Origin of the sequence: Bradyrhizobium sp. SZCCT0231, assembly GCF_018130245.1 — a bacterium.
Lineage (GTDB): Bacteria > Pseudomonadota > Alphaproteobacteria > Rhizobiales > Xanthobacteraceae > Bradyrhizobium > Bradyrhizobium japonicum_F.
In genome coordinates this window covers 20,780-44,805 of sequence record NZ_JAFCKP010000013.1, presented here as the reverse complement: position 1 = coordinate 44,805, position 24,026 = coordinate 20,780, and the positions used below count along the sequence as shown (strand labels likewise).

26 protein-coding genes and 1 pseudogene are annotated in these 24,026 nt (G+C 64.6%); 13 read left to right on the top strand and 14 right to left on the bottom strand.

Translation table 11 applies throughout. From position 1 onward, the window contains the following. Positions 1 to 12 precede the first annotated feature (12 nt). Positions 13 to 855 carry a hypothetical protein gene (locus JQ566_RS25110; protein WP_212377088.1) on the bottom strand — a complete coding sequence of 281 codons (843 nt, stop codon included), beginning with the start codon at positions 853 to 855 and terminating at the stop codon, positions 13 to 15. Between the two features lie 212 nt (positions 856 to 1,067). Between JQ566_RS25110 and JQ566_RS25105 the strand changes: the two genes are divergently transcribed. From JQ566_RS25105 to JQ566_RS25090, 4 genes and pseudogenes are all read left to right on the top strand, one after another. Then, a complete protein-coding gene (locus JQ566_RS25105; RefSeq protein ID WP_212377085.1) occupies positions 1,068 to 1,955 on the top strand; it encodes an IclR family transcriptional regulator in 888 nt (295 codons plus the stop codon). Between the two features lies 1 nt (position 1,956). Continuing rightward, a complete protein-coding gene (locus JQ566_RS25100; protein ID WP_212377083.1) occupies positions 1,957 to 3,153 on the top strand; it encodes a CaiB/BaiF CoA transferase family protein in 1,197 nt (398 codons plus the stop codon). Between the two features lie 42 nt (positions 3,154 to 3,195). Then, on the top strand, positions 3,196 to 4,182 hold the full coding sequence (locus JQ566_RS25095; protein ID WP_212377081.1) for a Bug family tripartite tricarboxylate transporter substrate binding protein: 987 nt from the start codon (positions 3,196 to 3,198) through the stop codon (positions 4,180 to 4,182). A 19-nt stretch (positions 4,183 to 4,201) separates the two neighbouring features. Next, a pseudogene (locus JQ566_RS25090) lies at positions 4,202 to 5,417 on the top strand (ABC transporter substrate-binding protein). Between the two features lie 27 nt (positions 5,418 to 5,444). Here JQ566_RS25090 and JQ566_RS25085 read toward each other — a convergent pair. From JQ566_RS25085 to JQ566_RS25075, 3 genes are all read right to left on the bottom strand, one after another. Continuing rightward, the gene (locus JQ566_RS25085) at positions 5,445 to 5,711 is read right to left on the bottom strand and encodes a hypothetical protein (RefSeq protein WP_212377078.1); all 267 of its coding nucleotides are present in this window, start codon (positions 5,709 to 5,711) and stop codon (positions 5,445 to 5,447) included. Between the two features lie 319 nt (positions 5,712 to 6,030). Then, the gene (locus tag JQ566_RS25080) at positions 6,031 to 6,522 is read right to left on the bottom strand and encodes an SRPBCC family protein (RefSeq protein ID WP_212377075.1); all 492 of its coding nucleotides are present in this window, start codon (positions 6,520 to 6,522) and stop codon (positions 6,031 to 6,033) included. Then, positions 6,522 to 6,911: an ArsR/SmtB family transcription factor gene (locus JQ566_RS25075; RefSeq protein WP_212377072.1), complete on the bottom strand. Its 390-nt coding sequence runs from the start codon at positions 6,909 to 6,911 to the stop codon at positions 6,522 to 6,524. Before JQ566_RS25075 ends, JQ566_RS25080 begins: the two co-directional genes overlap by 1 nt. A gap of 297 nt (positions 6,912 to 7,208) precedes the next feature. On the opposite strand from JQ566_RS25075, the gene JQ566_RS25070 reads away from it, so the two are divergent. After that, positions 7,209 to 8,384 (top strand): serine hydrolase, encoded by a 1,176-nt coding sequence (locus JQ566_RS25070; protein ID WP_479683932.1) that lies wholly within the window; start codon positions 7,209 to 7,211, stop codon positions 8,382 to 8,384. Positions 8,385 to 8,448: 64 nt separating this feature from the next. Here JQ566_RS25070 and JQ566_RS25065 read toward each other — a convergent pair whose 3' ends face one another. Together JQ566_RS25065 and JQ566_RS25060 are read right to left on the bottom strand one after the other, a co-directional pair. Then, positions 8,449 to 9,276, bottom strand: coding sequence for an outer membrane protein (locus tag JQ566_RS25065; RefSeq protein ID WP_212377069.1), 828 nt, complete (start codon positions 9,274 to 9,276; stop codon positions 8,449 to 8,451). A gap of 268 nt (positions 9,277 to 9,544) precedes the next feature. After that, complete coding sequence (locus JQ566_RS25060) at positions 9,545 to 10,249, bottom strand: SDR family oxidoreductase (protein ID WP_212377067.1); 705 nt, start codon at positions 10,247 to 10,249, stop codon at positions 9,545 to 9,547. Positions 10,250 to 10,350: 101 nt separating this feature from the next. On the opposite strand from JQ566_RS25060, the gene JQ566_RS25055 reads away from it, so the two are divergent. Then, positions 10,351 to 11,193 (top strand): GNAT family N-acetyltransferase, encoded by an 843-nt coding sequence (locus JQ566_RS25055; protein WP_212377064.1) that lies wholly within the window; start codon positions 10,351 to 10,353, stop codon positions 11,191 to 11,193. Between the two features lies 1 nt (position 11,194). Here the strand turns inward: JQ566_RS25055 and JQ566_RS25050 are convergent, their stop codons facing one another. Further along, positions 11,195 to 11,644, bottom strand: a complete 450-nt coding sequence (locus JQ566_RS25050) for a hypothetical protein (RefSeq protein ID WP_212377061.1) — start codon at positions 11,642 to 11,644, stop codon at positions 11,195 to 11,197. A gap of 285 nt (positions 11,645 to 11,929) precedes the next feature. Here JQ566_RS25050 and JQ566_RS25045 point away from each other — a divergent pair, with 285 nt between their 5' ends. Then, entirely contained in the window at positions 11,930 to 12,208 is a 279-nt protein-coding gene (locus tag JQ566_RS25045; RefSeq protein WP_212377058.1) for a hypothetical protein, read from the top strand. Between the two features lie 54 nt (positions 12,209 to 12,262). On the opposite strand, the gene JQ566_RS25040 is transcribed toward JQ566_RS25045, so the two are convergent. From JQ566_RS25040 to JQ566_RS25015, 6 genes are all read right to left on the bottom strand, one after another. Continuing rightward, on the bottom strand, positions 12,263 to 12,511 hold the full coding sequence (locus JQ566_RS25040; RefSeq protein ID WP_434057842.1) for a hypothetical protein: 249 nt from the start codon (positions 12,509 to 12,511) through the stop codon (positions 12,263 to 12,265). Between the two features lie 48 nt (positions 12,512 to 12,559). Next, positions 12,560 to 13,009 (bottom strand): curlin, encoded by a 450-nt coding sequence (locus tag JQ566_RS25035; RefSeq protein WP_212377053.1) that lies wholly within the window; start codon positions 13,007 to 13,009, stop codon positions 12,560 to 12,562. 47 nt (positions 13,010 to 13,056) lie between these two features. Beyond that, on the bottom strand, positions 13,057 to 13,467 hold the full coding sequence (locus JQ566_RS25030) for a curlin (RefSeq protein WP_212377050.1): 411 nt from the start codon (positions 13,465 to 13,467) through the stop codon (positions 13,057 to 13,059). 32 nt (positions 13,468 to 13,499) lie between these two features. Further along, positions 13,500 to 13,892: a curlin gene (locus JQ566_RS25025; RefSeq protein WP_212377047.1), complete on the bottom strand. Its 393-nt coding sequence runs from the start codon at positions 13,890 to 13,892 to the stop codon at positions 13,500 to 13,502. A gap of 134 nt (positions 13,893 to 14,026) precedes the next feature. Beyond that, positions 14,027 to 14,419 (bottom strand): curlin subunit CsgB, encoded by a 393-nt coding sequence (locus tag JQ566_RS25020; protein ID WP_212377043.1) that lies wholly within the window; start codon positions 14,417 to 14,419, stop codon positions 14,027 to 14,029. A gap of 166 nt (positions 14,420 to 14,585) precedes the next feature. Continuing rightward, the gene (locus JQ566_RS25015; RefSeq protein ID WP_212377040.1) at positions 14,586 to 15,224 is read right to left on the bottom strand and encodes a response regulator transcription factor; all 639 of its coding nucleotides are present in this window, start codon (positions 15,222 to 15,224) and stop codon (positions 14,586 to 14,588) included. A gap of 599 nt (positions 15,225 to 15,823) precedes the next feature. On the opposite strand from JQ566_RS25015, the gene JQ566_RS25010 reads away from it, so the two are divergent. The 5 genes from JQ566_RS25010 (at position 15,824) to JQ566_RS24990 (ending at position 22,331) form a co-directional block, all read left to right on the top strand. Continuing rightward, positions 15,824 to 17,251 (top strand): efflux RND transporter periplasmic adaptor subunit, encoded by a 1,428-nt coding sequence (locus tag JQ566_RS25010; RefSeq protein WP_212377037.1) that lies wholly within the window; start codon positions 15,824 to 15,826, stop codon positions 17,249 to 17,251. Then, complete coding sequence (locus JQ566_RS25005) at positions 17,248 to 17,970, top strand: ABC transporter ATP-binding protein (protein WP_212377033.1); 723 nt, start codon at positions 17,248 to 17,250, stop codon at positions 17,968 to 17,970. Before JQ566_RS25010 ends, JQ566_RS25005 begins: the two co-directional genes overlap by 4 nt. After that, a complete protein-coding gene (locus JQ566_RS25000; protein ID WP_212377030.1) occupies positions 17,967 to 19,190 on the top strand; it encodes an ABC transporter permease in 1,224 nt (407 codons plus the stop codon). The genes JQ566_RS25005 and JQ566_RS25000 overlap by 4 nt, the downstream gene beginning before the upstream one ends. Positions 19,191 to 19,239: 49 nt before the next feature. Beyond that, positions 19,240 to 19,557 (top strand): response regulator transcription factor, encoded by a 318-nt coding sequence (locus JQ566_RS24995; RefSeq protein ID WP_212377027.1) that lies wholly within the window; start codon positions 19,240 to 19,242, stop codon positions 19,555 to 19,557. Positions 19,558 to 20,477: 920 nt separating this feature from the next. Beyond that, the gene (locus tag JQ566_RS24990; protein ID WP_212377025.1) at positions 20,478 to 22,331 is read left to right on the top strand and encodes an alkaline phosphatase family protein; all 1,854 of its coding nucleotides are present in this window, start codon (positions 20,478 to 20,480) and stop codon (positions 22,329 to 22,331) included. Positions 22,332 to 22,387: 56 nt separating this feature from the next. Here JQ566_RS24990 and JQ566_RS24985 read toward each other — a convergent pair whose 3' ends face one another. After that, entirely contained in the window at positions 22,388 to 22,960 is a 573-nt protein-coding gene (locus JQ566_RS24985) for a hypothetical protein (RefSeq protein ID WP_212377021.1), read from the bottom strand. 392 nt (positions 22,961 to 23,352) lie between these two features. On the opposite strand from JQ566_RS24985, the gene JQ566_RS24980 reads away from it, so the two are divergent. Then, entirely contained in the window at positions 23,353 to 24,012 is a 660-nt protein-coding gene (locus tag JQ566_RS24980; protein WP_212377018.1) for a peroxiredoxin, read from the top strand. Positions 24,013 to 24,026: the final 14 nt, after the last annotated feature.

The following is a 24,026-nucleotide window of genomic DNA, read 5'->3' as shown; positions in this document are numbered from 1 at the left end:
AGAATCTGACCGTCAGGCGAGATAACGTGCCAGATAGCCTTCCATCGCGTAGAGCGCGCAGAGCGCGAGGCTCGACCACACCGCCGCGCTGAAATACAGGAACATCCAGGTCAGCTCGCCCTTCCAATGCGCGATGTCGTGGGTCACCACCCAGCGCGTCGCGACGTCATGGAGGCCTTCGAGGAATCCGAGGAACGTATTGCCCTCGGCGTGCCCTGCCCGCCAGCGGCTGAGATACATCGGCACGTCGACGGTGATGAGGAAGGCGAGGAAGCAGGCGATGCCGACGATGCCTGACATCAGCGCCCAGCGCACCACGCCTTGGAATTCGGGCATCAGGCGGCACAGCGCGATGCCGGCGAGGAAAAACGTCACCGCCCACAGCGAATTCTCGATCGCGTTGTAGAGATAATTGGTGGTGACGACCGCGTACCAGGAAAAGCACTCGGCAATGATGATGATGGGCACGATCACGAGCGCGATGTTCACCGCCGTCTCGGCGCCGGTCATGGTGCCGAGCTGATGCAGGATGATCGCCCATTGCGCGGCGAAGCAGACCTCGGCCACGGTTGCAACCGAGCGTCCGACGAAGACGCTGGAGAGCCAGGTGTCGAACAGGCAGATGCGCTGCACGTCGGCGCGCGGCAGCACCGAACGGAAGGCGCAGCCGAACACATAGCCGGCGCACAGCAGCAACATCAGCCCGATGTCCGAGCCGCCACTGAGGCTGCCCGAAGGCGTCGGGTAGAACTCGCGATAGAGCATGAACCAGACGAGAATATTGGCGCTGCTCACAAGCGTGAGGGATCCCCACCACCACGCGAGGGGATTTGACCGCGCCTGCCACTGCAACATGAATCGCTCCGCAAAATTATCGATCTGACATGTCGTCGTAATAATCCTGTCACAGAACGGCATGCAATCACGACAAAAATCTGCGTGCCCGGTCGTTCTGCGGCTGCCCTCAGGGAAAACGCCGCCGCGCAACCATGTCCACATATCGGACAATTTTTCTGCCTCTGGCGAATCTATTGGACATTCGGATTGCCCCCGTCTGATATTCGGGAATGGCTCCGACTGACGCATCCAAACCGCGACATCCGCTCTCCTCCGCCGCCGCCGTGCTGGCGGAGAGCACCGACGACGCCGCATTCGCCACGACGCTGGCAAAGGGGCTCGTCGTGCTCGAGGCCTTCAGGGCTGGGAGCACGCTGCTGGGCAACATGGAGCTGTCGACGTTGACCGGCATCCCGCGGCCGACGGTGGCGAGGCTGACCCATACGCTGGCCGAGCTCGGCTACCTCCGCTACGACGCCGAGCGGGCGAAGTACCGCGTCGGTGCGCGCGCGCTGCGGATGGCGCATCCTCTGCTCGCCGGAATGCAATTCCGCCAAGTGGCGCGGCCCATGATGCAGGAGCTGGCGCATAGCGTCCGCGGCACGGTGTCGATCGGCCTGCTCGACGCCACCTCGATGATCTATGTCGAGACCGCGCGCTCCGGCGATGTCGGCCCGCACGTGCCCGACATCGGCATGCCCATTCCCATCGTGATGACCGCCATGGGCCGCGCCGCGGCGGCGACCTTGCCGCCGGCCGATGCAGACCGGCTGGAACGGAATCTCGCCGCCGAGGATGCCGGCCTGTGGTCGGCAGTCCGCGACAAATACCGCGCCGGGATCGCGCAATGCAAAAGCCGTGGCTTCTGCACCTGCTGGGGCGAGTACATGGCCTCGATCCATGCCGTCGCCGCGCCGCTGTTTCATGCGAGCGAATCGAAGCAGTCGTTCTCGATCAATTGCGGCATCCCCGCCTTCCGGCTCCAGCCAGGGCAGCTCGAGGGCGAGATCGGTCCGCGCATCGCGGCGCTCGCCGACAGCATCCGCGCCATCGTCGGGCAGGCCGATCTCACGACGCCGCCGCGCAAGACCAAGAAAATCACAAGCGCCGGAAAATGACATGGCTGGACCGCTCGAAGGATTGAAGGTTCTCGACATCGCGACGATCATCGCCGCGCCGTTCGCTGCCACGCTGCTGGCCGACTACGGCGCGGACGTGCTCAAGATCGAGATGCCCGGGCACGGCGACGGCGTGCGGTCGTTTCCGCCGTTCAAGAACGGCAAGCCGCTGTGGTGGAAGGCCGCCAACCGCAACAAGAAGTTTGCCACGCTCGATCTGCGCACTCCGGAAGGGCTTGCGCTGTTCAAGCAGCTTCTTCCGCGGTTCGACGTGCTGATCGAGAATTTTCGTCCGGGAACGCTGGATCGCTGGGGCCTTCCTAAGGAGGTGCTGTGGTCGATCCAGCCACGCCTCGTGATTCTGCGCGCCACCGCCTTCGGGCAGAACGGTCCCTATCGCGAGCGTCCCGGCTTCGCCCGCATCTTCGAGGCCATGGGCGGACTGACTTACATCACCGGCGAGAGCGACGGCGAACCGACCCATCCCGGATACCCGATCGGGGATTCGATCGGCGGCCTGTTCGGCGCCGTCGGCGTGCTGGCAGCGCTGTGGAAACGGGCACGCGACCCCGACGCTCCCGGCGAGGAGATCGATCTCGCACTGACCGAAGCCACCTTCCGCATGCTCGACGTGCTCGCCATCGAGCACGACCAGCTCGGCACCGTTCGCAGCCGCATCGGCAACGCCAACGGCTATTCCGCGCCGGCCGCCGTGTTTCGCACCAGCGACGATCACTGGGTGACGCTCGCAGGTTCGACCAACGCCCTCTTCGCCGCGAATTGCCGGGCGATCGGACGTCCCCACCTCGTCGAGGATCCGCGCTTCGCCACCAATGACCGGCGCGTCAATCACGCCGCCGAGCTCAACGACATCTTCGCGGCCTGGTGTGCGGCGCATCCCCTCGACGAGGTCCTCGCGAGATTCAATGCCGCGCAGGGAACGCTCGCCCCGATCTATTCGATCGACCAGATCGCCGACGACCCGCAAGTGAGGGCGCGCGAGGTGATCACCCGCGTTGCCGACCGGGATTTCGGCACGGTTGCCATGACCAATGCCGTTCCGCGCTTCACCGTCGACCCCGCGCGAATGCGTCACGCCGCCGGCGATGTCGGCCAGGACAATGACGAGGTGTTCCGGACTTGGCTCGGCCTTTCGGACCAGGAGATCGAACGGCTCACCGAGCGAAAGGTGATCTGAACGTCGCAAGAAGACCAACAATAAAATGGGAGGAAGAAAACAGTGGCATCGCTCAAGGTCACACGCCGAACCCTGCTGGGCACAATCGCGGGCGGCCTGATCGCCGGCTCGGGCCTGACGGCAGGGGCCGAGGATGCATGGCCGTCGCGCATGGTACGGCTGATCTCGCCCTACGGGCCCGGCGGCTCCAACGACATCTCGCTGCGCCTGCTCGCCGAAGAGTTCGGCCGCAGCCTGCGTCAGCAGTTCATCGTCGAGAACAAGCCGGGCGCCGGCACGCGCATCGCCAACGACATGGTCGCCCATGCGCCGGGCGACGGCTATACGATCCTGTACGTCGCGGCGCCCTACGCCACCGCCGAGGCGCTGTTCGGCAAGCTGACCTATGACCGCAAGGATCTGCAGCCGGTCGCGATGGTCGTGATCGCGCCGTTGTTCCTCATCATCAGTGCGGACGCGCCGTTCAAGACGCTCCCCGAGTTGATCGCCTACGGCAAATCGAAGCCGGATGGGCTGACCTTCGCCTCTCCCGGCGCCGGCTCGCAGCCGCATCTTGCCGGAGAGCTTCTGTTCCGCGATGCCGGCGTCAAGGGTCTGAACATCCCGTTCCGCGGCGATGCAGCCTCCTACACCGAGCTGCTCGCCGGACGCGTCGATGCCACGCTGACGGCGCTGCCGACCGCCCTGCCCTACATCCAGAGCGGCAAGTTCACCGTGCTCGGCGTCGCCTCGGCCGAGCGCAGCGCGCTCTACCCGCAGGCGCCGACGCTGCGCGAGCAGGGCTTTCGCAACGTGGCTGCCGCCGGCTGGTACGGCTTCATGGCGCCGTCCACGACGCCGCGCGCGATCGTCGACAAGCTCCAGGCCGAGGTGCTGCGCGCGCTCGCCGAACCCGCAATCAAGGACAAGCTGACCGCTCAAGGCCTCGAAGTGCGTTCCGGCACCGCGGCCGAGTTCGGCCAGTTCATCGATGCCGAGACGCAGAAGTGGACCAAGCTGATCCGCGACGCCGGTCTCAAGGGCGAATAGCGGGCGGGAGGGACCGGACATGAAAAGCATTCTTCTCAAGCGCATCGCAGCTTCCGCGCTGCTCCTGGTGCTGTCGAGCGCGGCAGCGCAGGCGCAGAAAAAATACGACCCCGGCGCGTCCGACACCGCGATCAAGGTTGGTCAGACCGTGCCGCTCAGCGGCCCGGCCTCGGCCTACGCCGTGATCGGCAAGACCCAGGCCGCCTATATGAGGATGATCAACGACCAGGGCGGCGTGAACGGCCGCAAGGTCGAGCTGATCCAGTACGACGATGCCTATTCGCCGCCGAAAACCGTGGAGCAGACCCGTCGGCTGATCGAAAGCGACGAGGTGCTGCTGACGTTCCAGATCATCGGCACCGCGCCGAACGTCGCCGTGCAGAAATATCTCAACGCCAGGAAGATCCCCCAGCTCTTCGCCGCGACCGGCGCGGCGCGCTTCACCGATCCGAAGAACTTTCCCTGGACCATGGGCTTCAACCCTTCCTACCTCGTCGAGGGGCGGATTTACGCGCCAGTACCTCCTGAAGAAACATCCGAATGCCAGGATCGGCGTGCTCTACCAGAACGACGACCTCGGTAAGGATTATCTCGCCGGCCTCAAAGCCGGCCTCGGCGGCAAGTCGAACATGGTCGTGGCCGAGACGTCCTACGAGATCACCGAACCGACGATCGACTCGCAGATCCTGCGGTTGAAGGATGCGGGTGCCGACGTGCTGTTCAGCGCGACGACGCCGAAGCAGGCGGCCCAGGCGATCAAGAAAGTCGCCGAGATCGGCTGGAAGCCGCTGCACATCATCGACATCAACGCCTCCTCGGTCAGCGCCGTGCTGAAGCCCGCGGGGCTCGACAACGCCAAGGGCGTGGTCAGCGTCGGCTATGTCAAGGACGCCGCCGACCCAGAATGGAAGGACGACCCCGGCATGAAGCGCTACCTCGCCTTCATGGCCAAGTACTATCCCGACGGCGACAAGGATTCGAACCTGAACGTCTACGGCTACATCACTGCGCAGCTGCTGGTGCAGGTGCTGCAGCAGTGCGGCGACGATCTCACCCGCGACAACGTCATGCGACAGGCGGCCAACCTCAAGAACGTCGAGCTCGACCTGACGCTCCCGGGGATTTCGGTCACAACCACGCCGACGGACTATCGCGTGAACAAGCAGTTCCAGATGGTGCAGTTCGACGGCGTGCGCTGGCTTGGCGACATCGTGACGGACGAGGCCAAGGAGTGAAACGGCAAGAGGCCCTCCGGTTGGCGCTCAATGCCCTCCAGCACGGCGGCCGCCGCTGCGGATGAACTCGTCGCGTTCGTCGACATGGCGCTGGTAATCGGAGATCGCGCGGTTGGCGATGCGGATCCGGTTCGTCTGCCCCTCCTCGACCATCATGGCGATACGCTGCGCCAGGAACACGCAGGCCTCGAATTCGTCGCAGATGGCGCCCGTACGCATGAGAAAGTCCCAGGCGATCTCGTAAGCCTGTTCCCCGGCGGGATTGCGGTAGTCGCTGAAGAGGACGTGCGTCATCACTGCCAAAGCCGGAGGGCAGCGATCGTTCCTACCGCACGAGCGCGCGACTGGACCGCAGGGCTATCGCATTTGAGAGCTTTTCCCTGCGGCCATCCTTCGAGACGCCCGCTTTAGGCGGGCTCCTCAGGATGAGGACGGAGTGCGTGGCTGCAGTTTCGACGGGCACTGACGCTGATCAGCCTCATCCTGAGGAGGCGCGTAAGCGCCGTCTCGAAGGACGAGGCGTGCATGCAGGCCGCCGCAACAAGTCATATGCGATAGCCCTGCGTCGTTCGGGGATGACGCGAAGCATCGCTCCCCGAACGATCCGCTTGTTTCATCCCTTCATCCCCGCCACATACGCAGCCAGCTTGTCCAGCGTCTGGTAGCCATATTCGACGGCGCCGAAGCCGATCATGCCATCGCGCTGCTCGGCGCTCGAAGCCAGCTGGCGCATCATCAGCACGGTCTTGCCGTTGCTCTGCTCGGCAAAGGTGACGGTGAAGCGGAACATGCCGGGATCGTCATCCTGGTCGAGGCCATGATCCATCTCCATCAGCGACGGCCGCTCGATACGGCGGAAGCGCATCCGGTTCGGATAGACTGTGCCGTCGGGACCGATCATGTTGAAGCGCCAGACGCCGCCGACGCGCACGTCGATCTCGAAGGTCTCGACCTTGAATCCCTTTGGCCCGAACCATTGCGGCAGATGCTTCGGATCGGACCACGCCTCGAACACCAGATCGCGCGGCGCGTCGATCACGCGCGACATCACGATCTCGCGGTCGAGCGACCATTGCGACAGAGCGGGATTGGCAGAACTCGTCATCACTCAGAACCTTTCCGTTTGGTTGTTCGGGACGGCCGCTTGGCGCCCGCCCTCTCCTTCTCTTTCTTGAGCTTCATCACATAGGCCTCGAACCGGTCGAGCCGCGCCTCCCAGATCGCGCGCTGCTGCTGGAACCAATCCTCCGCGCCGAGGAGCGCATCCGGACTGAGGCGGCAGGTGCGCACGCGGCCGGATTTCTCCGACAGCACGAGCCCGCTCGTCTGCAGCACGTGGATGTGCTTCATGAAGCTCGGCAGCGCCATGTCGAAGGGATCGGCGAGCTCGCCGACCGACGCCTCGCCCGCGCAGAGCCGCATCACGATCGCCCGCCGCGTGGGGTCGGCAAGCGCTGCGAAGATCTGGTCGAGACGGGACGATTGGTTAGCCATGAAGCTAACTATACACGAAGGGCGGCGAACGTCAATTATTGTTAGCCAACTGGCTAAGTTATATTTTATGGCGCCGTAGCCCGGATGGAGCCAACGGGTCGGCGCGAAGCGCCGCCCGATGACAGGCTCCGCGCAATCCGGGGCCGCTTCATCCGCGGCACGAATCCCGGATTACGCTGCGCTCGATCCGGGCTACAGGCCCAGCTCGCGGAACCCACAACGCGCGATTGTGAATTGGGATACGGGGCACTTGCCGTTAAAGAGCAGGCCGGGGCGCATCATCGTAAGTCGGGACGCGTGCCGCCTGTTGTCACCTCACCATATCTCACCCGGCGGACTCTCGCCCGAGCCGCGCTCGTTCCGCTCGCGACGGCGATCGCAGTGCCGTACCGCGCCTTGGCGGATTCCGACATGATCGCGCAGATGCGCGACATCGTCGCCAGCGAGCTGGCGCCGACTGCGACACCGGACCATGCGGGCGGCCTCGCCGCCGCGCTCTATGCCGGCCGCCATGTCGAGTTCTTCGGCTACGGTTTCGCCGATGATGCCGCCAAACGACCGGTGACGCCGGATACGCTGTTCAATCTCGCCTCCTTGCGAAAGCCGTTCGAGGCGACCCTCGTGGCGCTCGGTACGCTGCGCGGCGAATTGCGGCTCGACGATCGCCTGCCGAAATACCTTCCCGAGCTGACCGGCGAGTACATCCGCCGCGTCACTGTCGGCGAGCTGGTCACGCACACCTCGGGGCTGCTGCTGCCGACCGACCATCCGCCGTGGCCGAACGAGCGGTACAATCGCGAGCAGTTCATCGGGATGCTGAACGCCTTCGCGCCGGCCCCCGGCGTCGCGCCCCGCCGACAGCGCGTCTACACCCATGCCGGCTACGTGCTGCTTCAGCTCGTGCTCGAGCGCCGCTACGGCATGCCGATCGCGACCCTGTTCGAACAGCGCATCCTTGGGCCGCTCGGCATGACCGCGACCTGCGTCCCCGAACGCGGTGAAGACAATCGCGCCATCATGGACGCGGCCTGGCTGCAGCGCTCCGTCCAGGGCTATTCGGATCAGGGCATGGCGATCGGCCCGATCGGCGACCAGCAGAGCTATTTCGACTTCCCCGGCACCGGGCAGATGTTTTCCTCGGCGCGTGACCTCGCGACGTTCGTAGCGGCCTGCGTCGACGACCGGGCGATCGATCCGCATTTGCGCGAAGCTCTGCGGCTGACGCAGCGTGAGGCCTTCCGCGTCGACGACAGGTTCGGACAGGGCATGGCCTGGGAGACCGTGCATCTGCCGGGCGTCACCGTCGTCGACAAGCCTGGCGGCCTCAACAATGCCTCCGGCTATATCGGCCTCATGCCGGCGCGGCGGATCGGCATCGTCCTGCTCGCCAATCGCGGCGAATATCCGCACGAGATTGCGCGCTACAAGATCCTGCCCGCACTGGCGCATCTGATCGCCTCGCATGGCGGCTGAGCCAAAAGTAGAAAGCCCCGGTTTGGCCGGGGCTTTCCGTATCTGATCCGGAACGGGATGAAGCTCAGTACCTGGCGACGACAGCTCCGCCGAACTTGTAGTTCACGCCGACACGCACGATGTCCGACTTGATGTCTACCGAGTGGGTGTAGACATTGCTCGGGAATGCGACGCCGAAGGAAGCAAGGTTCGTACTGGTCGTGCTGGCGCGGCCGAGATCGACATGGAGATACTCGGCCTTGAGCGACCAGCCGCCGCCGAATGCATATTCGGTGCCGACGCCCGCGGTCCAGCCGACGCGCGTATCGCGGATCGCCGCAGATTCTGTCGCGGCCGCGAAAGTGTCCGTGAAGTTGAAATTGCCCTTCACCTCGGCAATGGCCGCGCCGCCCGTGGCGTAGAGCAGCCAGGTCGGGGCGGCGAGGAAACCGATGCGGCCGCGGATGGTCGCGAGCCAATCGGCCGAAACCGAGGAGGACACTGTAAAGCCCGTCGGAGCGCAGCAGGGATAGAGCGCCGAGCCGGTCGCACTGCCCTTGAATCCGAAATAGTTGATGTCGCCTTCGAGGCCGAGCACGGCGTGGTTGACCTGCCAGTTGTAGCCGGCGGTGAAGCCGCCGGTGACGCTGGAGCTATTGACGCTCTGGGCGCCGACCGTGTTGATGGCCGGCACGCTGCTGGCGGCGAAATAGCCGGTCGGCGAGAACACCGTCGAGGTGGTCGGATCGGCGCTGCCCCACTGCCCGCCGACGTTGGCGCCGACATAGAAGCCGGTCCAGTCGTAGGCCGGCGCCATCGCCGGCGCCTTGGCGTAACGCGCCGCGAGGTCGGCCGCCTGCACGGAGGCGGTGCCGAGCACAAGCGATGCGACCGCCAGCAAAAACTTCTTCATTCCTGTCTCCTTGCCCACGCGACAAACGCGCGTTTCAAATACGCGCAGGCGAAGGCAGCCGGCGCAGGTCGGGCATATGCCTGTGGCCCCCTGACGTCTTGGGCTGCGGCGAAGTTCATACGGACTGTGACGTAATGTGCGCCCACGTCATGGAAACGGACGACGAGTGTGGCTCGTGAGCCACGCGCCCTCCATCTTCAGCGGCACGCAACGCACACCCGCGTCGCATCACGACAAGGCCGCGCCCACTGATTCGAATTTGCGTATGTCAGACCGAGCGCGTCAGCCCGCCATCGACGCGGATGTTCTGGCCGGTGATGTAGGCCGCGCCGTCGGAGGCGAGGAACGATATCGTCGCTGCGATCTCCTCGACCTTGCCGTAGCGCTTCATCGGCACGCTGTCGCGTCGCGCGTCCTGCTGCGGCAGGCTGTCGATCCAGCCCGGCAGGACGTTGTTCATGCGAATGTTGTCGGCGCCGTAAGTGTCGGTGAAGATCTTGGTGAAGACGGCAAGGCCGGCGCGGAACACCGCCGAGGTCGGGAACATCGCGCTCGGCTCGAACGCCCAGGCCGTCGAGATGTTGATGATGACGCCGCCCTTCTGCGCCTGCATCAGCGGCGTCACCAGCCGCGTCGGACGGATCACGTTCAGCAGATAAGTGTCGAGGCCGGTGTGCCACTGCTCGTCGGTGATCTCGGTGATCGGCGCGCGCGGCCCGTGGCCGGCGCTGTTGACGAGCGCGTCGATCCGTCCCCACTTCGCCATCGCAGCATCGACCAGGCGCTTCAGATCGTCGTTCGACTGGTTCGAGCCGGTGACGCCGAGCCCGCCGAGCTCGGCAGCCAGCGCCTCGCCCTTGCCCGAGGACGACAGAATCGCGACGTGAAACCCGTCCGCTGCCAGCCGCCGCGCAGCCCCCGCCCCCATGCCGCTGCCGCCGGCGGTGACGAGAGCAACCTTCTCTGCTGCCATGACCAATCATCCCTTGAGTTGAGGCGAGCCGCAGGCTCGGCCTATCATGAGGCCTTCTACAGCCGGACCCGTCGGCAGGTCCATGGTCGAGAGCGTTCGTCATGAGCAATTTGCAGATCCGCAGCCTGCGCCCCGAGGAGATCGCCATCGCCATCGACTGGGCCGCGGCGGAGGGCTGGAATCCGGGCCTTGCCGACGCCGTCTGCTTCGCGATCCCCGATGTGCAAGGCTTCTTCGTCGGCGAGATCGACGGCGAGCCGGTCGCGACCGTCTCCTGCGTCAATTATGACGACCGCTTCGCCTTCCTCGGCTTCTACATCGTGCGCGAGAGTTTTCGCGGCAGCGGTCACGGCCTGCGCATCTGGAACGCGGCGATCGCGCATGCGGGCACTCGCGTCATCGGGCTCGACGGCGTCGTGGCGCAGCAGGACAATTACAAGAAGTCCGGCTTCCAGCTCGCTTACGCCAATATCCGCTATGGCGGCGTCGTGACCGTGCCGCCGAGGCCGTCTGCCGAGATCGTCGCCCTCGATAGGATCCCGTTTGCAATTGTTGAAGCCGATGATGCAACCGTCTTCCCGGCCCGGCGCAGCGCTTTCCTGCGCGCCTGGATCAACACACAAGGCCACGTTGGCCGCGCATTGCTGCGCGACGGCAGGCTCGCTGCATGGGGCGTGATCCGTCCGTGCCGGACGGGCTACAAGATCGGCCCGCTCGTCGCCGACGATCGCGCAGCCGCGGATGAAGTCGTGCAGGCCCTGCTCGGAAGCGCGGGCGGCGGCGAGGTCTTCCTCGATGTCCCCGCCGTCAATCCTGCGGCGATCGCGCTCGCCGAGGGGCTCGGCCTCAAGCCGGTGTTCGAGACGGCGCGGATGTACACGGGGCCGATCCCGCCGCTGCGCATCGACCGCGTCTTCGGCGTCACCAGCTTCGAGCTCGGTTAGCTCAGTAGCAACGCATGATGTTGACGGTGTGCTCGCTGCCGCCGCGGCCGGGCACCGTCACCTGCTCCGTCGGGCAGCTCGGCACATAGGGCCGGTCGGACGGCACGACGTTCGGCGGATAGCGATGCGTCCAGTCCCAGGGAACATCGTAGGTGTAGGTGTAACGCACGTCGGTGGAGAGCGGCTGGCCGGCATCGACGAAGGGCTGGCTGTTGCCGGCGCCGTCGTAGAAGAAGCCGCCGCCGCCCGGCCAATAGACCCAGGGAGCGCTGCGGCGGTGGAACCGGGCGCCCGGACCGATCGGCGGACGTGCTGCAGCCGGCGGGGCGGCGGCGGTCACGACGCCGTGCGCCGCAGCGCCAGCGGGCCTGGCAAAACTGTCACCGGAGCTGAGGAGCAGCGCGGCTGCGCTGAGCGAGGCGAACAACGCCCCATGTGATCTGGCAATCATGATACGCACCACACTCGTTTGGCTTTGCGATAGCGGCTCCCCGCGAGAGGCTAGGCCGGGCTGTCGCCCACCCGCAAACGTATAATTAATTGTTGGTTAAGGCACGGGGTTAACTGGGAACCGGGTGCGGCAGAACGCCCGGAATTCGCGTCTCATCCCAGCCACTTCGTTCCGCGGCACGCGCCTCATATCCAGGTGATCGGAGTTGATCGCTGGCCGGCCCATGGGTCCGGAACGCTCCCGCATTGCAACCGTTGGCCCCGACACAAGCAAGGAGCATCTCCAATGCAGACCAAGTCGAAACTCCTCTGCCTGATCGCGGCATCGCTCGTCGCGGGCACCGCGGCCGCCTCGGCGCAGGGCTACGACTGGAACGGACCGCGCGCGGGCTGGGACCGCACGGCCCCTTACGAACCGGTTCAACCGCGGGCGTACTATCCTGACGTCGCGGGGCCCTACGGCGCGTTCAACGGCACCAACCATCCAACCCCGAGCTCGACGCAGGGCGATGTCGGCCCTGGCGGCAACAACAACGGCACGCTGACCGGCAGATATCGCTGGTAGCCTCACCTGCAACAAGGCCCGTCGTCCTTGCGAGGGCGGCGGGCCTTTTCCGTGTCAATGCTCCTGCAGCTGCTTACGCAGCCACTCGAGCATGTCCGGCGAAGCTCCGGTGCCCTGGGTCACGATGGCGGTGTTTCCGCCGCTGCGGCGATAGACCGTCGTGCGCCCGGGCTCCTTCTCGACCCTGACCTCGGCCTGCGCCGGATCGCCGCTCTGCGTGATGACCGAAGTCCCGTTCTCGTCCTGCACCACCGTGGTGTGACCGTCGGCAGCACCGGCCGGCGCCGCTGCGATCACGCTCATGATTCCTATTCCAGATGCGAGTAGGAGCAATCTCATGTCACACCTCCATCATCTGCCGAATTGGAAGATCGCCAGCCAGTTGAAACGTCCGAACTGCCTTACTGCTCCCGTGTTCATGTCGCCGATCTGAAGCAGGAGCGCATTGGTGGAATTGCCGATCTGGGTGATCTCGGCAGTGTTGCTGAGGCCGGACTGACCGACCGCCGCATTGGTGGTGCCGCCGACCTGGATCACGTTGGCATAGTTGCGCGTGCCGTTCTGGATGATGGTCGCGTCCACCGTTCCCGTTCCGCCGATCTGGATCACCCGGGCGATATTGATCCGGCTGTTCTCCTCGATCGTGACAGGCTGAACGTCGCTGCCGAATTGCACGATCGTCTCGATGCTGACGTTCCGGTTCGTCATGCTGCGGTGGACGGATGCGGCCGACGCCTGCCTCGCCGCACCGATCGCGGCGAGCAACGCTGCCAGCACCAAGAGCTGCTTGCCATACCTCATCGTCTTCCCCCTTTGGCATGCCCGACGCCAGTGAACCGGCAGCCGTCCTACGGGCTATGTTGAACAACCGTGGACGAGTTGATCATGCCAAACTGGGCGATAGCACCGGTATTCATGGCACCGAGCTGCGACAACACACTGCTCGCCGACTGACCGGCCTGGCCGACGAACGCAAGGTTGCTTGAGCCCGTCTGCCCAACCAACGACGTCGTCGTTCCACCGAATTGCAGGATTCCGGTAGCGTTGTTGGTGCCGTTCTGGGTGACGGTCGCACTGGTGCTGCCGCCGATCATGAACACGCCCGCCATGTTGAGCTGGCTGTTCTGATTCAATACCACCGGAGGGCCGCCGACCGACACGATGGTCTTGATATCAGCGGTCTGCGCACCGGCCGATCCGATGCCTGCGCAATACAGCGTGAGAAATGCGCCAATGGCGACGCCTGAAAAACATCTCATGACCTGCCTCGCTTACCAAAATGGACCCGCAATCAAGGAGCCTGCTGCAAAATCGTAGATGAGTTCAGAATTCCGAGCTGAGCCAATGCAGCCGAGTTGCTCGCGCCGATCTGCCCGATCAGGCTCGTATTGGAACCGCCGACCTGGCCGCCGACCGCCGTATTCGACGCAGTTGCCGTGGTGCCGCCCTGCCCGATCGTCAATGAGTTGAGAGAGGCAAGCCCGCCCATCTGCACGGCCGTCGCTTGGTTGGTCGCTCCGAATTGCAGGACCGTCGCGGTATTGTTGGTCGCACCGCTCTGGCTGGTGGTGGACGTATTGGTCGCGCCGAACTGCAACACGCTCACCGAGTTGGCGGCCTGGGCATCGACAGCAGTCAGCGCGCTCAGCATGACGACTGTCGTGACGAGAAATTTGATGCGCATGTGATTTCCTCCGCAAGGTATCAACGATCTGCCGCCCCTTCAGGCGACCTGATCGCGGTCATTTCGAACATGGCCGTCGAGTATCGCCCGGACGCGCCGCTCGATGGACGCGCCCGGGCCGACACGGGGCTGACTTAGTGCTGAACGACGGTGCTCGAGTTCGCACCGAAGATGATGGAAAGCTGTCCGACCGCTGCGCTGTTGCTCGGCGGACCGCCGATCGACTGCTGCGTGATCGAGCTCGTGTTGTTGAAGAGGGCGACCTGGCCGGTGGTGGCAGTGTTGGAGGCGCCGACCTGGATTACCGAGCTGCCGTTGTTGAGGGACGGAGTGGTCGTGCCCTGCATCGTGCTGGCGTTGTTCAGGATACCGAACTGGGCGGTGGTCGAGGAGTCATTCACGGTACCCTGCTGGTTCACCGAAGATCCGTTCACGACGCCAATCTGCAGAACGGTCGAGGTGTTGGCAGCCTGCGCTGCGGAGGACAGGGCAAGCACGGCAACGGAAGCAAAAAACAATTTGCGCATGGAGAATCCCTTTCTAGCAAAGTTGTCTGACGAGGTTCAGATGCCGTCTTGGAAGAGGCCGACATCGCAGGGATGACTTTGAACCGATCGCGCTCGGTGCGACAGACTGCAGTTCATGCTAGTCGCGACGGACTAGACGCTGCGCGAAATGCCGGCACGTGAAGGCTCAGGCTCGCGTCGTCTCCGTTCCGCGCCCTATGCTGTCGATCAGCCGCACCACCTCGATCGGCGTACGCAGCTCCAGCTTTCGCATCATCCTGGCGCGATGAACCTTCACCGTCACTTCGCTCACGCCAAGTCTCGCCGCGATCTGCTTGGCGACGAGCCCTTCGACCATCAGCAGCATGATCTCGCGCTCTCTCGCCGTCAGCGTCTCGACGCGCTGGCGGGCTTCGCGCACGGTATCTTCGTGCACCAGCCGCCTGCGGTCGCGCTCGATGCCATGCCTGATCGCGTCGAGGATCTCCTGCTCGCGAAAGGGTTTCGGCAGAAACTCGACCGCGCCGCGCTTCATGGCCTCGACCGAGACGCGGACGTCGGAATGGCCGCTGATGAAGACGATCGGAATGGGCACGCCCGTCTCGGCGAGGCGGCGCTGAAGCTCGAGGCCGTTCGGTGACGTGCCGGGAAATCGCACGTCGAGCACGAGGCACGACGGCCCGCCGGAAATGGTCTCCGCGAGGAACTCGTCGGTCGACGCAAACAACTTCACCTGATGCCCGGTCTCCTCGCAGAGACTTCCGATCGCGGTTCGAATCTGGACTTCGTCGTCAACGACATAAACTGTGGCTTGACCTGAACTCATGGCAACGGGCTCCCCGGCTCGGGGCTCGATGAAAAGGCAACGAGCTATTCATTCGTCTTGCAAGCAAGATCAAGGTGCTTGGGTGAATCGCGAAGATCGAACGAGGCGCATCGGTCCGCCGGTTCGATGTCATAGGGCCAACACGCGCTGGAGACGAGTGAAGGCGTTCACATATCGGACTTCGTGATTGGAGGGATTCCCGCCTGGTCACAGGCGGCATCACTGCGAGGGGCGCTATCGCGAATGTGACGATCCGGTATCGCGGCCGCAGCGTCGCCAACTGCGTCATGGCATTGCTACCCATGTGCCGGCTTGAACGCCGGCCACCGGCAGCTTCAGCCGGATCATACCAGACGGTCAGTCAGCTATCGAGTTCGATACCGCGCGCGTCGTATCGATACGACGGGTATGCATTTTCGGCAAATCACGAAACGTCGCACCCGCGGACTTTACTTCTGGATGATGCTGCACTCCCGACCGTCGCCCCGGCGAGAACGACATACTGATGATCGATACTACCTTAGATAATTTACAACCATAGCGAGCTTGCCATTTTTTCCTGCCGCCAGCGAAGCCATTTCAACCAGGCGGGTTTTGATATGCGATTTGTACCAGCAATTGCCTTGTTCGGAACTGCATGCGGCCTCGCTGCGATCTACGCCGCAGGGCCTGCCGTCATCGCCGGCGCCGCCGGAAGCGCGGCAGACACGGCGGCTCACGCCTATGACCAGACCAGGCGGCTGCTCGTGCCCGGCGGCCGCGAGCCATCGACCTTCGGGTCGGACGCGCCGGTGTTCCGATATGCCGCGATCCAGCGCGGCAGCATCGAGCAGACCGTCACCGTCACCGGCGCCCTGCAGCCGGTCAAGACGATCGAGGTGGGATCCCAATTGTCCGGGCAGCTCGCCCGGGTCTATGTCGACTTCAACGACACCGTCGCCAAGGATCAGCCGCTCGCCCTGATCGATCCGCGCAGCTTCGCGGCCAAGGTCGACGAAGCCAGGGCCTCGCTCGCCGTCGCCAATGCCCTGGTCGACATCGCCAGGGCCAAGCTCGATCGCGCCAGGATCGATCTGCAAAACGCGCGGGGCAGCCGCGACGTGCTCGTCGCCAAGCTCGAAAGCGCGCAGGCGGTGAAGTCCTCGGCGCAGAAGACGCTACAGCGGAAGCTGGCGCTGCAGTCGCAGAACGTGGTGGCGACGACGGCGGTCGACGACGCGCAGACCGAGTTCACCGCCCGCCTCGCCCAGGAACGCGAAGCCGAGGTCATGATGTCGCTCAACTCCTACTCGGTCGACGGCGCTCAGGCCGACGTCCGCCGGATCGAGGCGGAGCTGCAACAGGCACGCATGGCAGTGCCCGAAAAGGCGGCCGTTCTCGCCGCGGCCCAGGCCGATCTCGACCGCACCGTGATCCGCTCGCCGATCGACGGGGTCGTCGTCGGCAGGTTCGTCAACGAGGGCCAGACGCTCGCGGTCGGGCTGGAATCGCGCACCACCTTCGTGGTCGCCCACCGCCTCGAAGACATGGAGATTCATGCGCAGGTCGATGAAGCCGACATCGGTCGCATCGCTCCCGGGCAGCGCGCGCATTTCACCGTCGATGCCTATCCGGACCGCCGCTTCGAGGCGGTCGTGCGCCAGGTGCGCAAGGCGCCGCAGACCCAGCAGCACGTCGTCACCTACACCGTGGTGCTAGCGACCTCCAATCTCGACGGCGCGCTGCTGCCGGGCATGACCGCCCTGGTGAGGGTCGTCATCGAGCGCCAGGACGACGTACTGAAAGTGCCGCTCGCCGCGCTGCGTTTCCAGCCGGCCGGTACGCGGCCGGATACTACGGCACGCAGCGGCGTGTGGGTGCGCACCGCAAGCGGCGCGCTCCAGCGCGTCGCCGTGACGGTCGGCGCCGCCGGCACCGAGCAGGTTGCGCTCCGGAGCGGAGACCTCGTCGAGGGCAGCGAAGTCGCCGTCGGCCAGGCCATCCGTCCGTCCGGCATCGAAATTCTCGGAATCAGGTTCGGGTCATGACCGCCTCGCCCCTCATCAGCCTCCAGTCGGTGAGCAGGACCTATCGCACCGAGGGAGTCGCGGTGGCCGCGGTGCGCAATGTCAGCTTCGACATCGCGCAAGGCGAGATCGTCGCCGTGATGGGGCCGTCCGGCTCCGGCAAGTCGACGCTGATGAACATGATCGGGCTGCTCGACCTGCCGAGCGAGGGCGCGGTCTACCTCCAGGGGGCCGACGTCGCCGATCTCTCGGAAGATCGCCGGTCGGCTTTGCGCGCCCGCAGCATCGGCTTCGTGTTCCAGTCCTACAACCTGCTTGCGCGCCACGACGCGATCGAGAACGTCGCATTGCCGCTGGTCTATTGCGGCATCAGTCGCAAGGAACGTCTGGCGCGCGCGGAAGCGAGCCTTCAGGCCGTCGGCATGCTGCACCGGGCCCGTCACTTCCCGCGGCAGCTCTCCGGCGGCGAGCAGCAGCGCGTTGCCATCGCGCGCGCACTGATCGCCTCCCCGCTGATCGTGCTCGCCGACGAGCCGACCGGCGCGCTCGACAGCCGCACCGGCGCCGAGATCCTGGCGTTGTTCGCAGCCCTCAACCGGACCGGCCAGACCGTCGTGATGATCACGCATGATCCCGGCATCGCGACGCAATGCCGGCGCACGATCCACCTGCATGACGGCGAGCTCGTCAGCGACGAGACGGTGACGCAGCTGCTGCCGAGACGGAGTGCTACGTCATGACGATGCTCCAGGGGTTTCAGATCGCCCTGCACGCCCTGCGCCTCAACCCGCTGCGCAGCTTCCTCACCATGCTCGGCATCGTGATCGGCGTCGCCTCCATCGTCACCGTGTTCGCGATCGGCTCCGGCGCACAGCTTCGCCTGCAGGAACAGATCCGCTCGATCGGCGCCAATGTGCTGATGATCACACCGGGCGCAGTCTACCAGGGCGGCGTGCGCCTCAAGGACGGCAGCAAGCTGACGATGACCGAGAGCGACGTGCAGGCCATTCTCGAGCAGATTCCGGAAATCCAGGCCGCGGCCGGCTCCATCGCCGGGACGGCGCAAGTCATCCACGAAGGCAAGAATTGGAATACGACGATCAACGGCACGACATCGGGACACTTCTTGGTGCGCGACTGGCAGCTTGCGGCCGGGCGCTCTTTCTCCGCCACCGAGGAGTCCGGCGCCGGCAAGGTCGTGATCCTCGGAAGCACCGTCGCGCGCGAGCTGTTCGCGTCCGGCGACGACCCGATCGGCGCGCAGATCAGGATTATGAAGGTGCCGCTCGAGGTGGTCGGCGTGCTCGATCGCAAGGGCCCGGCGCAGGACGATGTCGCGTTCGTGCCGCTCACCACGGCCAAGCTGCGCTTCCTCGGCAGCGCGAGCAACATCAACCGCGACTCGGTCGCCTACATCATCGCCAAGGTGGCCGCGGACGGCCAGATGGCGGGAGCGCGGGCGGAGATCGAGAACCTGCTGCGGCAGCGCCACCGCATCCCCGCCGGCCAGGAGGACGACTTCAAGGTCCAGGACCCGGCAGCCGCCATGGAAGCGCAGCAGGGCGCGATCCGCACCGTGGCGTTGCTGCTCGTCGCCATCGCCTCGGTCTCGCTGCTCGTCGGCGGCATCAGCATCATGAACGTCATGATCGTGTCGGTCACCGAGCGCACGCGGGAGATCGGCATCCGCCGCGCGCTCGGCGGGCGGATGCGGGACATCCGTCTCCAGTTTCTCTGCGAAGCGCTCGTCCTCTGCCTGCTCGGCGGCGCCATCGGCGTCGCCGGCGGCGTCACGCTCTCGATGACGGTCGCCCGCATGGCCGGGTGGATCACCTCGATCGACGGCCAGGCGATCGGCCTCTCTCTCGTCTTCTCGATCGCGACCGGCCTCATCTTTGGTTTTTATCCCGCTCACAAGGCGTCCAAGCTGAGCCCGATCGAGGCGCTCAAGACGGAGTGAGAACATGCTGGGATGTTCGCATCAAGCAAAGGCCAGGGAGGCATTAGCCATGAGCTCGGATCCAAAAGATTTGATCGCAGCGACACCGCGCGAGCGGGAGCTGATGATGCTGATCGCGAGGGGAATGCAGAACAAGAACATCGCCTACGAGCTCAAGATCTCGGAGAACACGGTGCGGGCGCACATCGGCAACATCATGCGCAAGTACCGGCTTCAGAACAGAACGCAGATCGCGATCGCGTTTGCGCTGCACGCGACGCCCTCGTCGCTGCACGGCGACCTCGCCAAGGCCGAACGTTTTCCGGCGCCAACAAAGCCGGCGCAGGCCCTTGCACAAACTCCACGGGCGCAGACCGCGCCGGATTGAATGTTCGGGCCACAATCCCTTGCGTTGCCCGACGGGCAAAACACGCGAGTTGTGGGTCAACGCGCGCGGTCGAAAATATTCCACTTTACCGAAATTCGGAAATCACGTATATGTCGCCGCGACCCGGCCCAAGGAAAAGGGGCGTATCGCGATCGTCACGAACGCGGGCCGGGCGGCGGTGGACGCAGGTGACATCGGCGCGAACGGTTTTGCAGGGCAGGCAACTGTGAGCAAGGGCCGTCGCGCATACGACCGGTGTGATCGGCGTACGGCGAAATCGTGTGGTCCTGGCGCCCGGGGTCTGTGCGCCAAGTCTTGCGGTGGTGTGGCGGCCCGACCGGGCAGGCGCATCAGCCATCTGCACGGCGACGGGGGCAATAGTGCATCGCTCCCCGGGGAGAGCGCGACATAAGCCGTAAAACCACTGCGCAGGGAAGGCCGGGATGTCCTGGCTCCACCTGTATGCCGCTGTGCAGATTTCGCTACTGCCTTTCGCACAGTGGACCGCGGGTGCCAGCCGGCTCCCGGCGTTCCCTGCGCCCTCTTTCATTTGGGGGTGAGATGACGGAAGCAAAGCTCGGGCGAGATGAGCCGCGAGGATGACGAACTATGTCTATCGTTGAACGAGGGTCTCGTGCCCCGGACGCTGCGCAGCGCCCCCGGCGATGCGGAGCATCGTCCGGTGCGATGCGCTGCAGAGCCGGGGCCCATGTTGCAGCGAGTTGGGCGGCTTCCTGGGTCCCGGCTCTGCGCAGCAACGCTAAGGGCGTTGCAGCGCGTCCGGGACACGAGAGTAACGCTCCCCTCCCAGCCCTCTTGCATCGACAACGGGGGCTTGTAACAAGACTGTCATGCAGCAAAACTAAACGATTGCCGGGGCCGCGATCGCGGCCATTTGCCTCACCGCAGGAGAGACTTCCATGCGCCCTTCACTGCTGTTGCTGTCCGCCGGGCTGACGGTCCTGTCCACCGGACTTGCCTTGGCCCAGAACAACACGCCCCGCAACCTGATCCTGTTCATTCCCGACGGTCTGCGCGCGTTGAAGGTCACACCGGAAACGACGCCGGCGATGGCCGAGGTCCGCGACAAGGGCGTCAACTTCAAGAATCCGCACTCGCTGTTCCCGACCTTCACCATGGCCAACGGTTCGGCGATGTCGACCGGCCACTATCTCGGCGACACCGGCGTATTCTCCAACACGATCTGGACCAACTACACCTCAGCGCCGGCCGGCGACACCGTTGTCCCCTTCATCGAGAACGACGCGGTGCTCGGCGACATCGACGAGCATTTCAGGGGCGACTACCTCAACGAAGAGACCATTCTGAAGATGGCCCGCGACAAGGGGCTGAGCACCGCAGCGATCGGCAAGGTCGGCCCGACCTATCAGTTCGACCACACCGACAAACCCGGGAAGGCGGGCCTGCACTCGGTCGTGTTCGACGATTCCACCGGCGGCAAGAACGGCGTTGCGCTGTCGGACGATGTGAAGGACGCTTTGACCAAGGCCGGCCTTCCCCTCGCCACGCCGCCGCGCGGTGACAATTCCAAGGCGGGCGACGCCAAGACGCCGGGCACCACGGTCGCCAACGTCGCGCAGCAGGCCTATTTCGCCGACGTCGCCACCAAGGTGGTGCTGCCGATGTTCAAGGCGCGCAACAAGCCTTTCGTGCTGGTGTTCTGGTCGCGCGACCCTGATGGCAGCCAGCACAATACCGGCGACAGCCTCAACCAGATCAAGCCCGGCATCAACGGCCCGACCTCGATGGCCGGGATCAGGAACGCCGACACCAACCTCGCCCAGCTCCGCAAGGCGCTCGACGATCTCGGGCTCGCCGCCTCCACCAACATCATCGTCTCCGCAGACCACGGCTTCTCGACCATCTCCAAGGAGAGCAAGACCAGCCCCTCGGCCAAGGTCAGCTATGACGACACGCCCAAGGACTTCCTGCCGATGGGCTTCCTGGCGCTCGATCTTGCGAAGGCGCTCGATCTGCCCCTGTTCGACCCCAACGACAAGAACGCGAAGATCGAGGGCAACAAGCATCCCAAGGCGGGCAATGGCGTGCTCGGCAAGGATCCCACCAAGCCCGATCTCGTCGTTGCCACCAATGGCGGCTCCGACCTGATCTATCTGCCGAACAAGGACAAGAAGCTCGCCGCGAAGACCATCAAGGCGCTGCTCGAGCAGGACTACGTCTCCGGCCTGTTCGTCGAGGATTCGATCGGCCGCTTCCCCGGGACGCTGCCGCTGTCGAGCATCAATTTGCGCGGCAAGTCGGCGACGCCGACGCCATCGATCGTCGTCAACTTCCGCTCCTATGCCAGCGATTGCGGCGAGGCGCCGACCAACTGCTCGGTCCAGGTCGCCGATACCGTGCTGCGCCAGGGCCAGGGCATGCATGGCAGCTTCAGCCGCGGCGACACCATGAACTTCATGGCCGCCATCGGGCCGGACTTCAAAGCCGGCTATGTCGACGAGATTCCGGTCAGCAATGCCGACGTCGGCATGACGGCCGCCCGGCTCATGGGCCTGCGCGGCTCGCATAACGGCGGCCTGATCGGCCGCGTGATGTCGGAGGCCATGCCCAATGGCATCGTGCCGAAGGCCTATGCCGGCACGGTGAAGTCGAAGCCCGCCGAGGGTGGCCTGATCACCGTGCTGAACTTCCAGCGCGTCGGCAGCCAGCGCTATTTCGATGCCGCCGGCTTTCCAGGCCGCACGCTGGGGCTCGAGCCTGACGCCGGCAAACAAAAAACGGCGGGGAAATGACCCCGCCGCTTCATCGCGCCCTCGATTGAGGCGCGCAAACTCACATGGCCAGTCTCTTACATCCCAATGTCGAACACGTTCGGCAATTGGCCCGCCAGGGGCAGCGCGGTGGCGCCCAGGAAGGTAGCCACCATCGCCATCAGGCGACGGTTGTTCTGGCGCTTGCCGCGCATCTGGCCGGCAATCCACTCCAGCATCTCGCTGTTGACCTTGGAGGCATAGGACGGCGCCCAGCTCTCGATCTCGGTGTCGGCCGACAGCGCGACGCTGCGCGGCGGCACCTTTAGGCCCGAGGCGCTGGCGGCATAATGGGCAACGGCCTTGGCAAGCAGGTCGTCGAACCGGCCGCCATCGGTGCGCTCGGTCGCGGCCTCGTTGATCTCGAACATAACCTCGGCCTCGGTGCGGCTGACCGGCTGGTCGTTGACGGCGGTGGCGGTCAGGATGCGCATGCACCAGGCGGTGTCATCGGCATCCAGCGAACGGGAGAAATGCACCCTTCCCTTGGTCGTGGGGCCTTCGCCCGTGATCACGCCGTCGCGCACGATGCTCAACGCATGGACCGCGGTATCGCGGCAGGACGGTTCGAGGGACGACGACTCGGTAGGCTTAGGCGCTGCGGCAGACATAGTTCACTTCCAGATTTCTTCTGATCGGCCAGCATTTTCATGCCGGCGTAAAGGGGTGGTTAATGATTCGATACGGGGATCGCGACTTTTCTCAATGGTTGCCGATTAGTCGCCATGAGGACCATTTCGGTTCCGGAGAGCGTCGGGCGAGCGTGATGAGGGTCATAAAAGGCATTATCGCGGCAATCGAGACCATGCGGCGCCGATGGAGATGTTTCGCCGCAGGCGCCGCTGTAACAGAAAGGTGCTAGAAAAGCGGCTCCTCAAAGAAAGAATTCACATTTTACTTGAAGCGGTTCACTTGACGTTCACTTGGGGTCGCGGAGACCCTATAATGGCCGCGACGACCAAAGATAAATTCTCAAGTAAATTCAATGAGATGAGGTAGAACCATGACACTTCCGATCGGCACCACCGCACCCGACTTCGAAGCCGAGACAACCGAAGGGAAGATCAAGTTCCACGACTGGATCGGCAACAGCTGGGCACTGCTGTTCTCGCACCCGAAGGACTTCACGCCAGTTTGTACGACCGAGCTCGGCGCTCTCGCCAAATTGAAGCCGGAGTTCGACAAGCGCGGCGTCAAGCTGCTGGGCCTCTCGGTCGATCCGGTCGATCGCCATGCCAAATGGTCAGAGGACATCAAGGAGACGCAGGGCGCGGCTCCGAACTATCCGATGATCGGCGACACCGACTTCAACGTCTCGAAGCTCTACGAAATGCTGCCGGCCTCGACATCGGGCGATCCCCTCACCCGCACGCCGGCCGACAACCAGACCGTCCGCAACGTCTTCATCATCGGGCCGGACAAAAAGATCAAGCTTGTGCTGGTCTATCCGATGACCACGGGCCGGAACTTCCAGGAGATCCTGCGCGTCATCGACTCGCTCCAGCTCACCGCCAAGCACCGCGTCGCAACGCCTTCCGACTGGAAGCAGGGCGAGGACGTCATCATCGCGGGATCGGTCTCCAACGACGAGGCCAAGACGATCTGGCCGCAGGGCTGGAAGGAGCCGAAGCCCTACATCCGCATCGTGCCGCAGCCGAAATAACCTACGAGATTCCG

Coding starts and splice junctions, on each gene's coding strand:
- JQ566_RS25110 (WP_212377088.1), bottom strand. CDS start 855: ATGTTGCAGTGGCAGGCGCGGTCAAATCCCCTCGCGTGGTGGTGGGGA.
- JQ566_RS25105 (WP_212377085.1), top strand. CDS start 1,068: ATGGCTCCGACTGACGCATCCAAACCGCGACATCCGCTCTCCTCCGCC.
- JQ566_RS25100 (WP_212377083.1), top strand. CDS start 1,957: ATGGCTGGACCGCTCGAAGGATTGAAGGTTCTCGACATCGCGACGATC.
- JQ566_RS25085 (WP_212377078.1), bottom strand. CDS start 5,711: ATGACGCACGTCCTCTTCAGCGACTACCGCAATCCCGCCGGGGAACAG.
- JQ566_RS25080 (WP_212377075.1), bottom strand. CDS start 6,522: ATGACGAGTTCTGCCAATCCCGCTCTGTCGCAATGGTCGCTCGACCGC.
- JQ566_RS25075 (WP_212377072.1), bottom strand. CDS start 6,911: ATGGCTAACCAATCGTCCCGTCTCGACCAGATCTTCGCAGCGCTTGCC.
- JQ566_RS25065 (WP_212377069.1), bottom strand. CDS start 9,276: ATGAAGAAGTTTTTGCTGGCGGTCGCATCGCTTGTGCTCGGCACCGCC.
- JQ566_RS25060 (WP_212377067.1), bottom strand. CDS start 10,249: ATGGCAGCAGAGAAGGTTGCTCTCGTCACCGCCGGCGGCAGCGGCATG.
- JQ566_RS25055 (WP_212377064.1), top strand. CDS start 10,351: ATGAGCAATTTGCAGATCCGCAGCCTGCGCCCCGAGGAGATCGCCATC.
- JQ566_RS25050 (WP_212377061.1), bottom strand. CDS start 11,644: ATGATTGCCAGATCACATGGGGCGTTGTTCGCCTCGCTCAGCGCAGCC.
- JQ566_RS25045 (WP_212377058.1), top strand. CDS start 11,930: ATGCAGACCAAGTCGAAACTCCTCTGCCTGATCGCGGCATCGCTCGTC.
- JQ566_RS25040 (WP_434057842.1), bottom strand. CDS start 12,511: ATGAGCGTGATCGCAGCGGCGCCGGCCGGTGCTGCCGACGGTCACACC.
- JQ566_RS25035 (WP_212377053.1), bottom strand. CDS start 13,009: ATGAGGTATGGCAAGCAGCTCTTGGTGCTGGCAGCGTTGCTCGCCGCG.
- JQ566_RS25030 (WP_212377050.1), bottom strand. CDS start 13,467: ATGAGATGTTTTTCAGGCGTCGCCATTGGCGCATTTCTCACGCTGTAT.
- JQ566_RS25025 (WP_212377047.1), bottom strand. CDS start 13,892: ATGCGCATCAAATTTCTCGTCACGACAGTCGTCATGCTGAGCGCGCTG.
- JQ566_RS25020 (WP_212377043.1), bottom strand. CDS start 14,419: ATGCGCAAATTGTTTTTTGCTTCCGTTGCCGTGCTTGCCCTGTCCTCC.
- JQ566_RS25015 (WP_212377040.1), bottom strand. CDS start 15,224: ATGAGTTCAGGTCAAGCCACAGTTTATGTCGTTGACGACGAAGTCCAG.
- JQ566_RS25010 (WP_212377037.1), top strand. CDS start 15,824: ATGCGATTTGTACCAGCAATTGCCTTGTTCGGAACTGCATGCGGCCTC.
- JQ566_RS25005 (WP_212377033.1), top strand. CDS start 17,248: ATGACCGCCTCGCCCCTCATCAGCCTCCAGTCGGTGAGCAGGACCTAT.
- JQ566_RS25000 (WP_212377030.1), top strand. CDS start 17,967: ATGACGATGCTCCAGGGGTTTCAGATCGCCCTGCACGCCCTGCGCCTC.
- JQ566_RS24995 (WP_212377027.1), top strand. CDS start 19,240: ATGAGCTCGGATCCAAAAGATTTGATCGCAGCGACACCGCGCGAGCGG.
- JQ566_RS24990 (WP_212377025.1), top strand. CDS start 20,478: ATGCGCCCTTCACTGCTGTTGCTGTCCGCCGGGCTGACGGTCCTGTCC.
- JQ566_RS24985 (WP_212377021.1), bottom strand. CDS start 22,960: ATGTCTGCCGCAGCGCCTAAGCCTACCGAGTCGTCGTCCCTCGAACCG.
- JQ566_RS24980 (WP_212377018.1), top strand. CDS start 23,353: ATGACACTTCCGATCGGCACCACCGCACCCGACTTCGAAGCCGAGACA.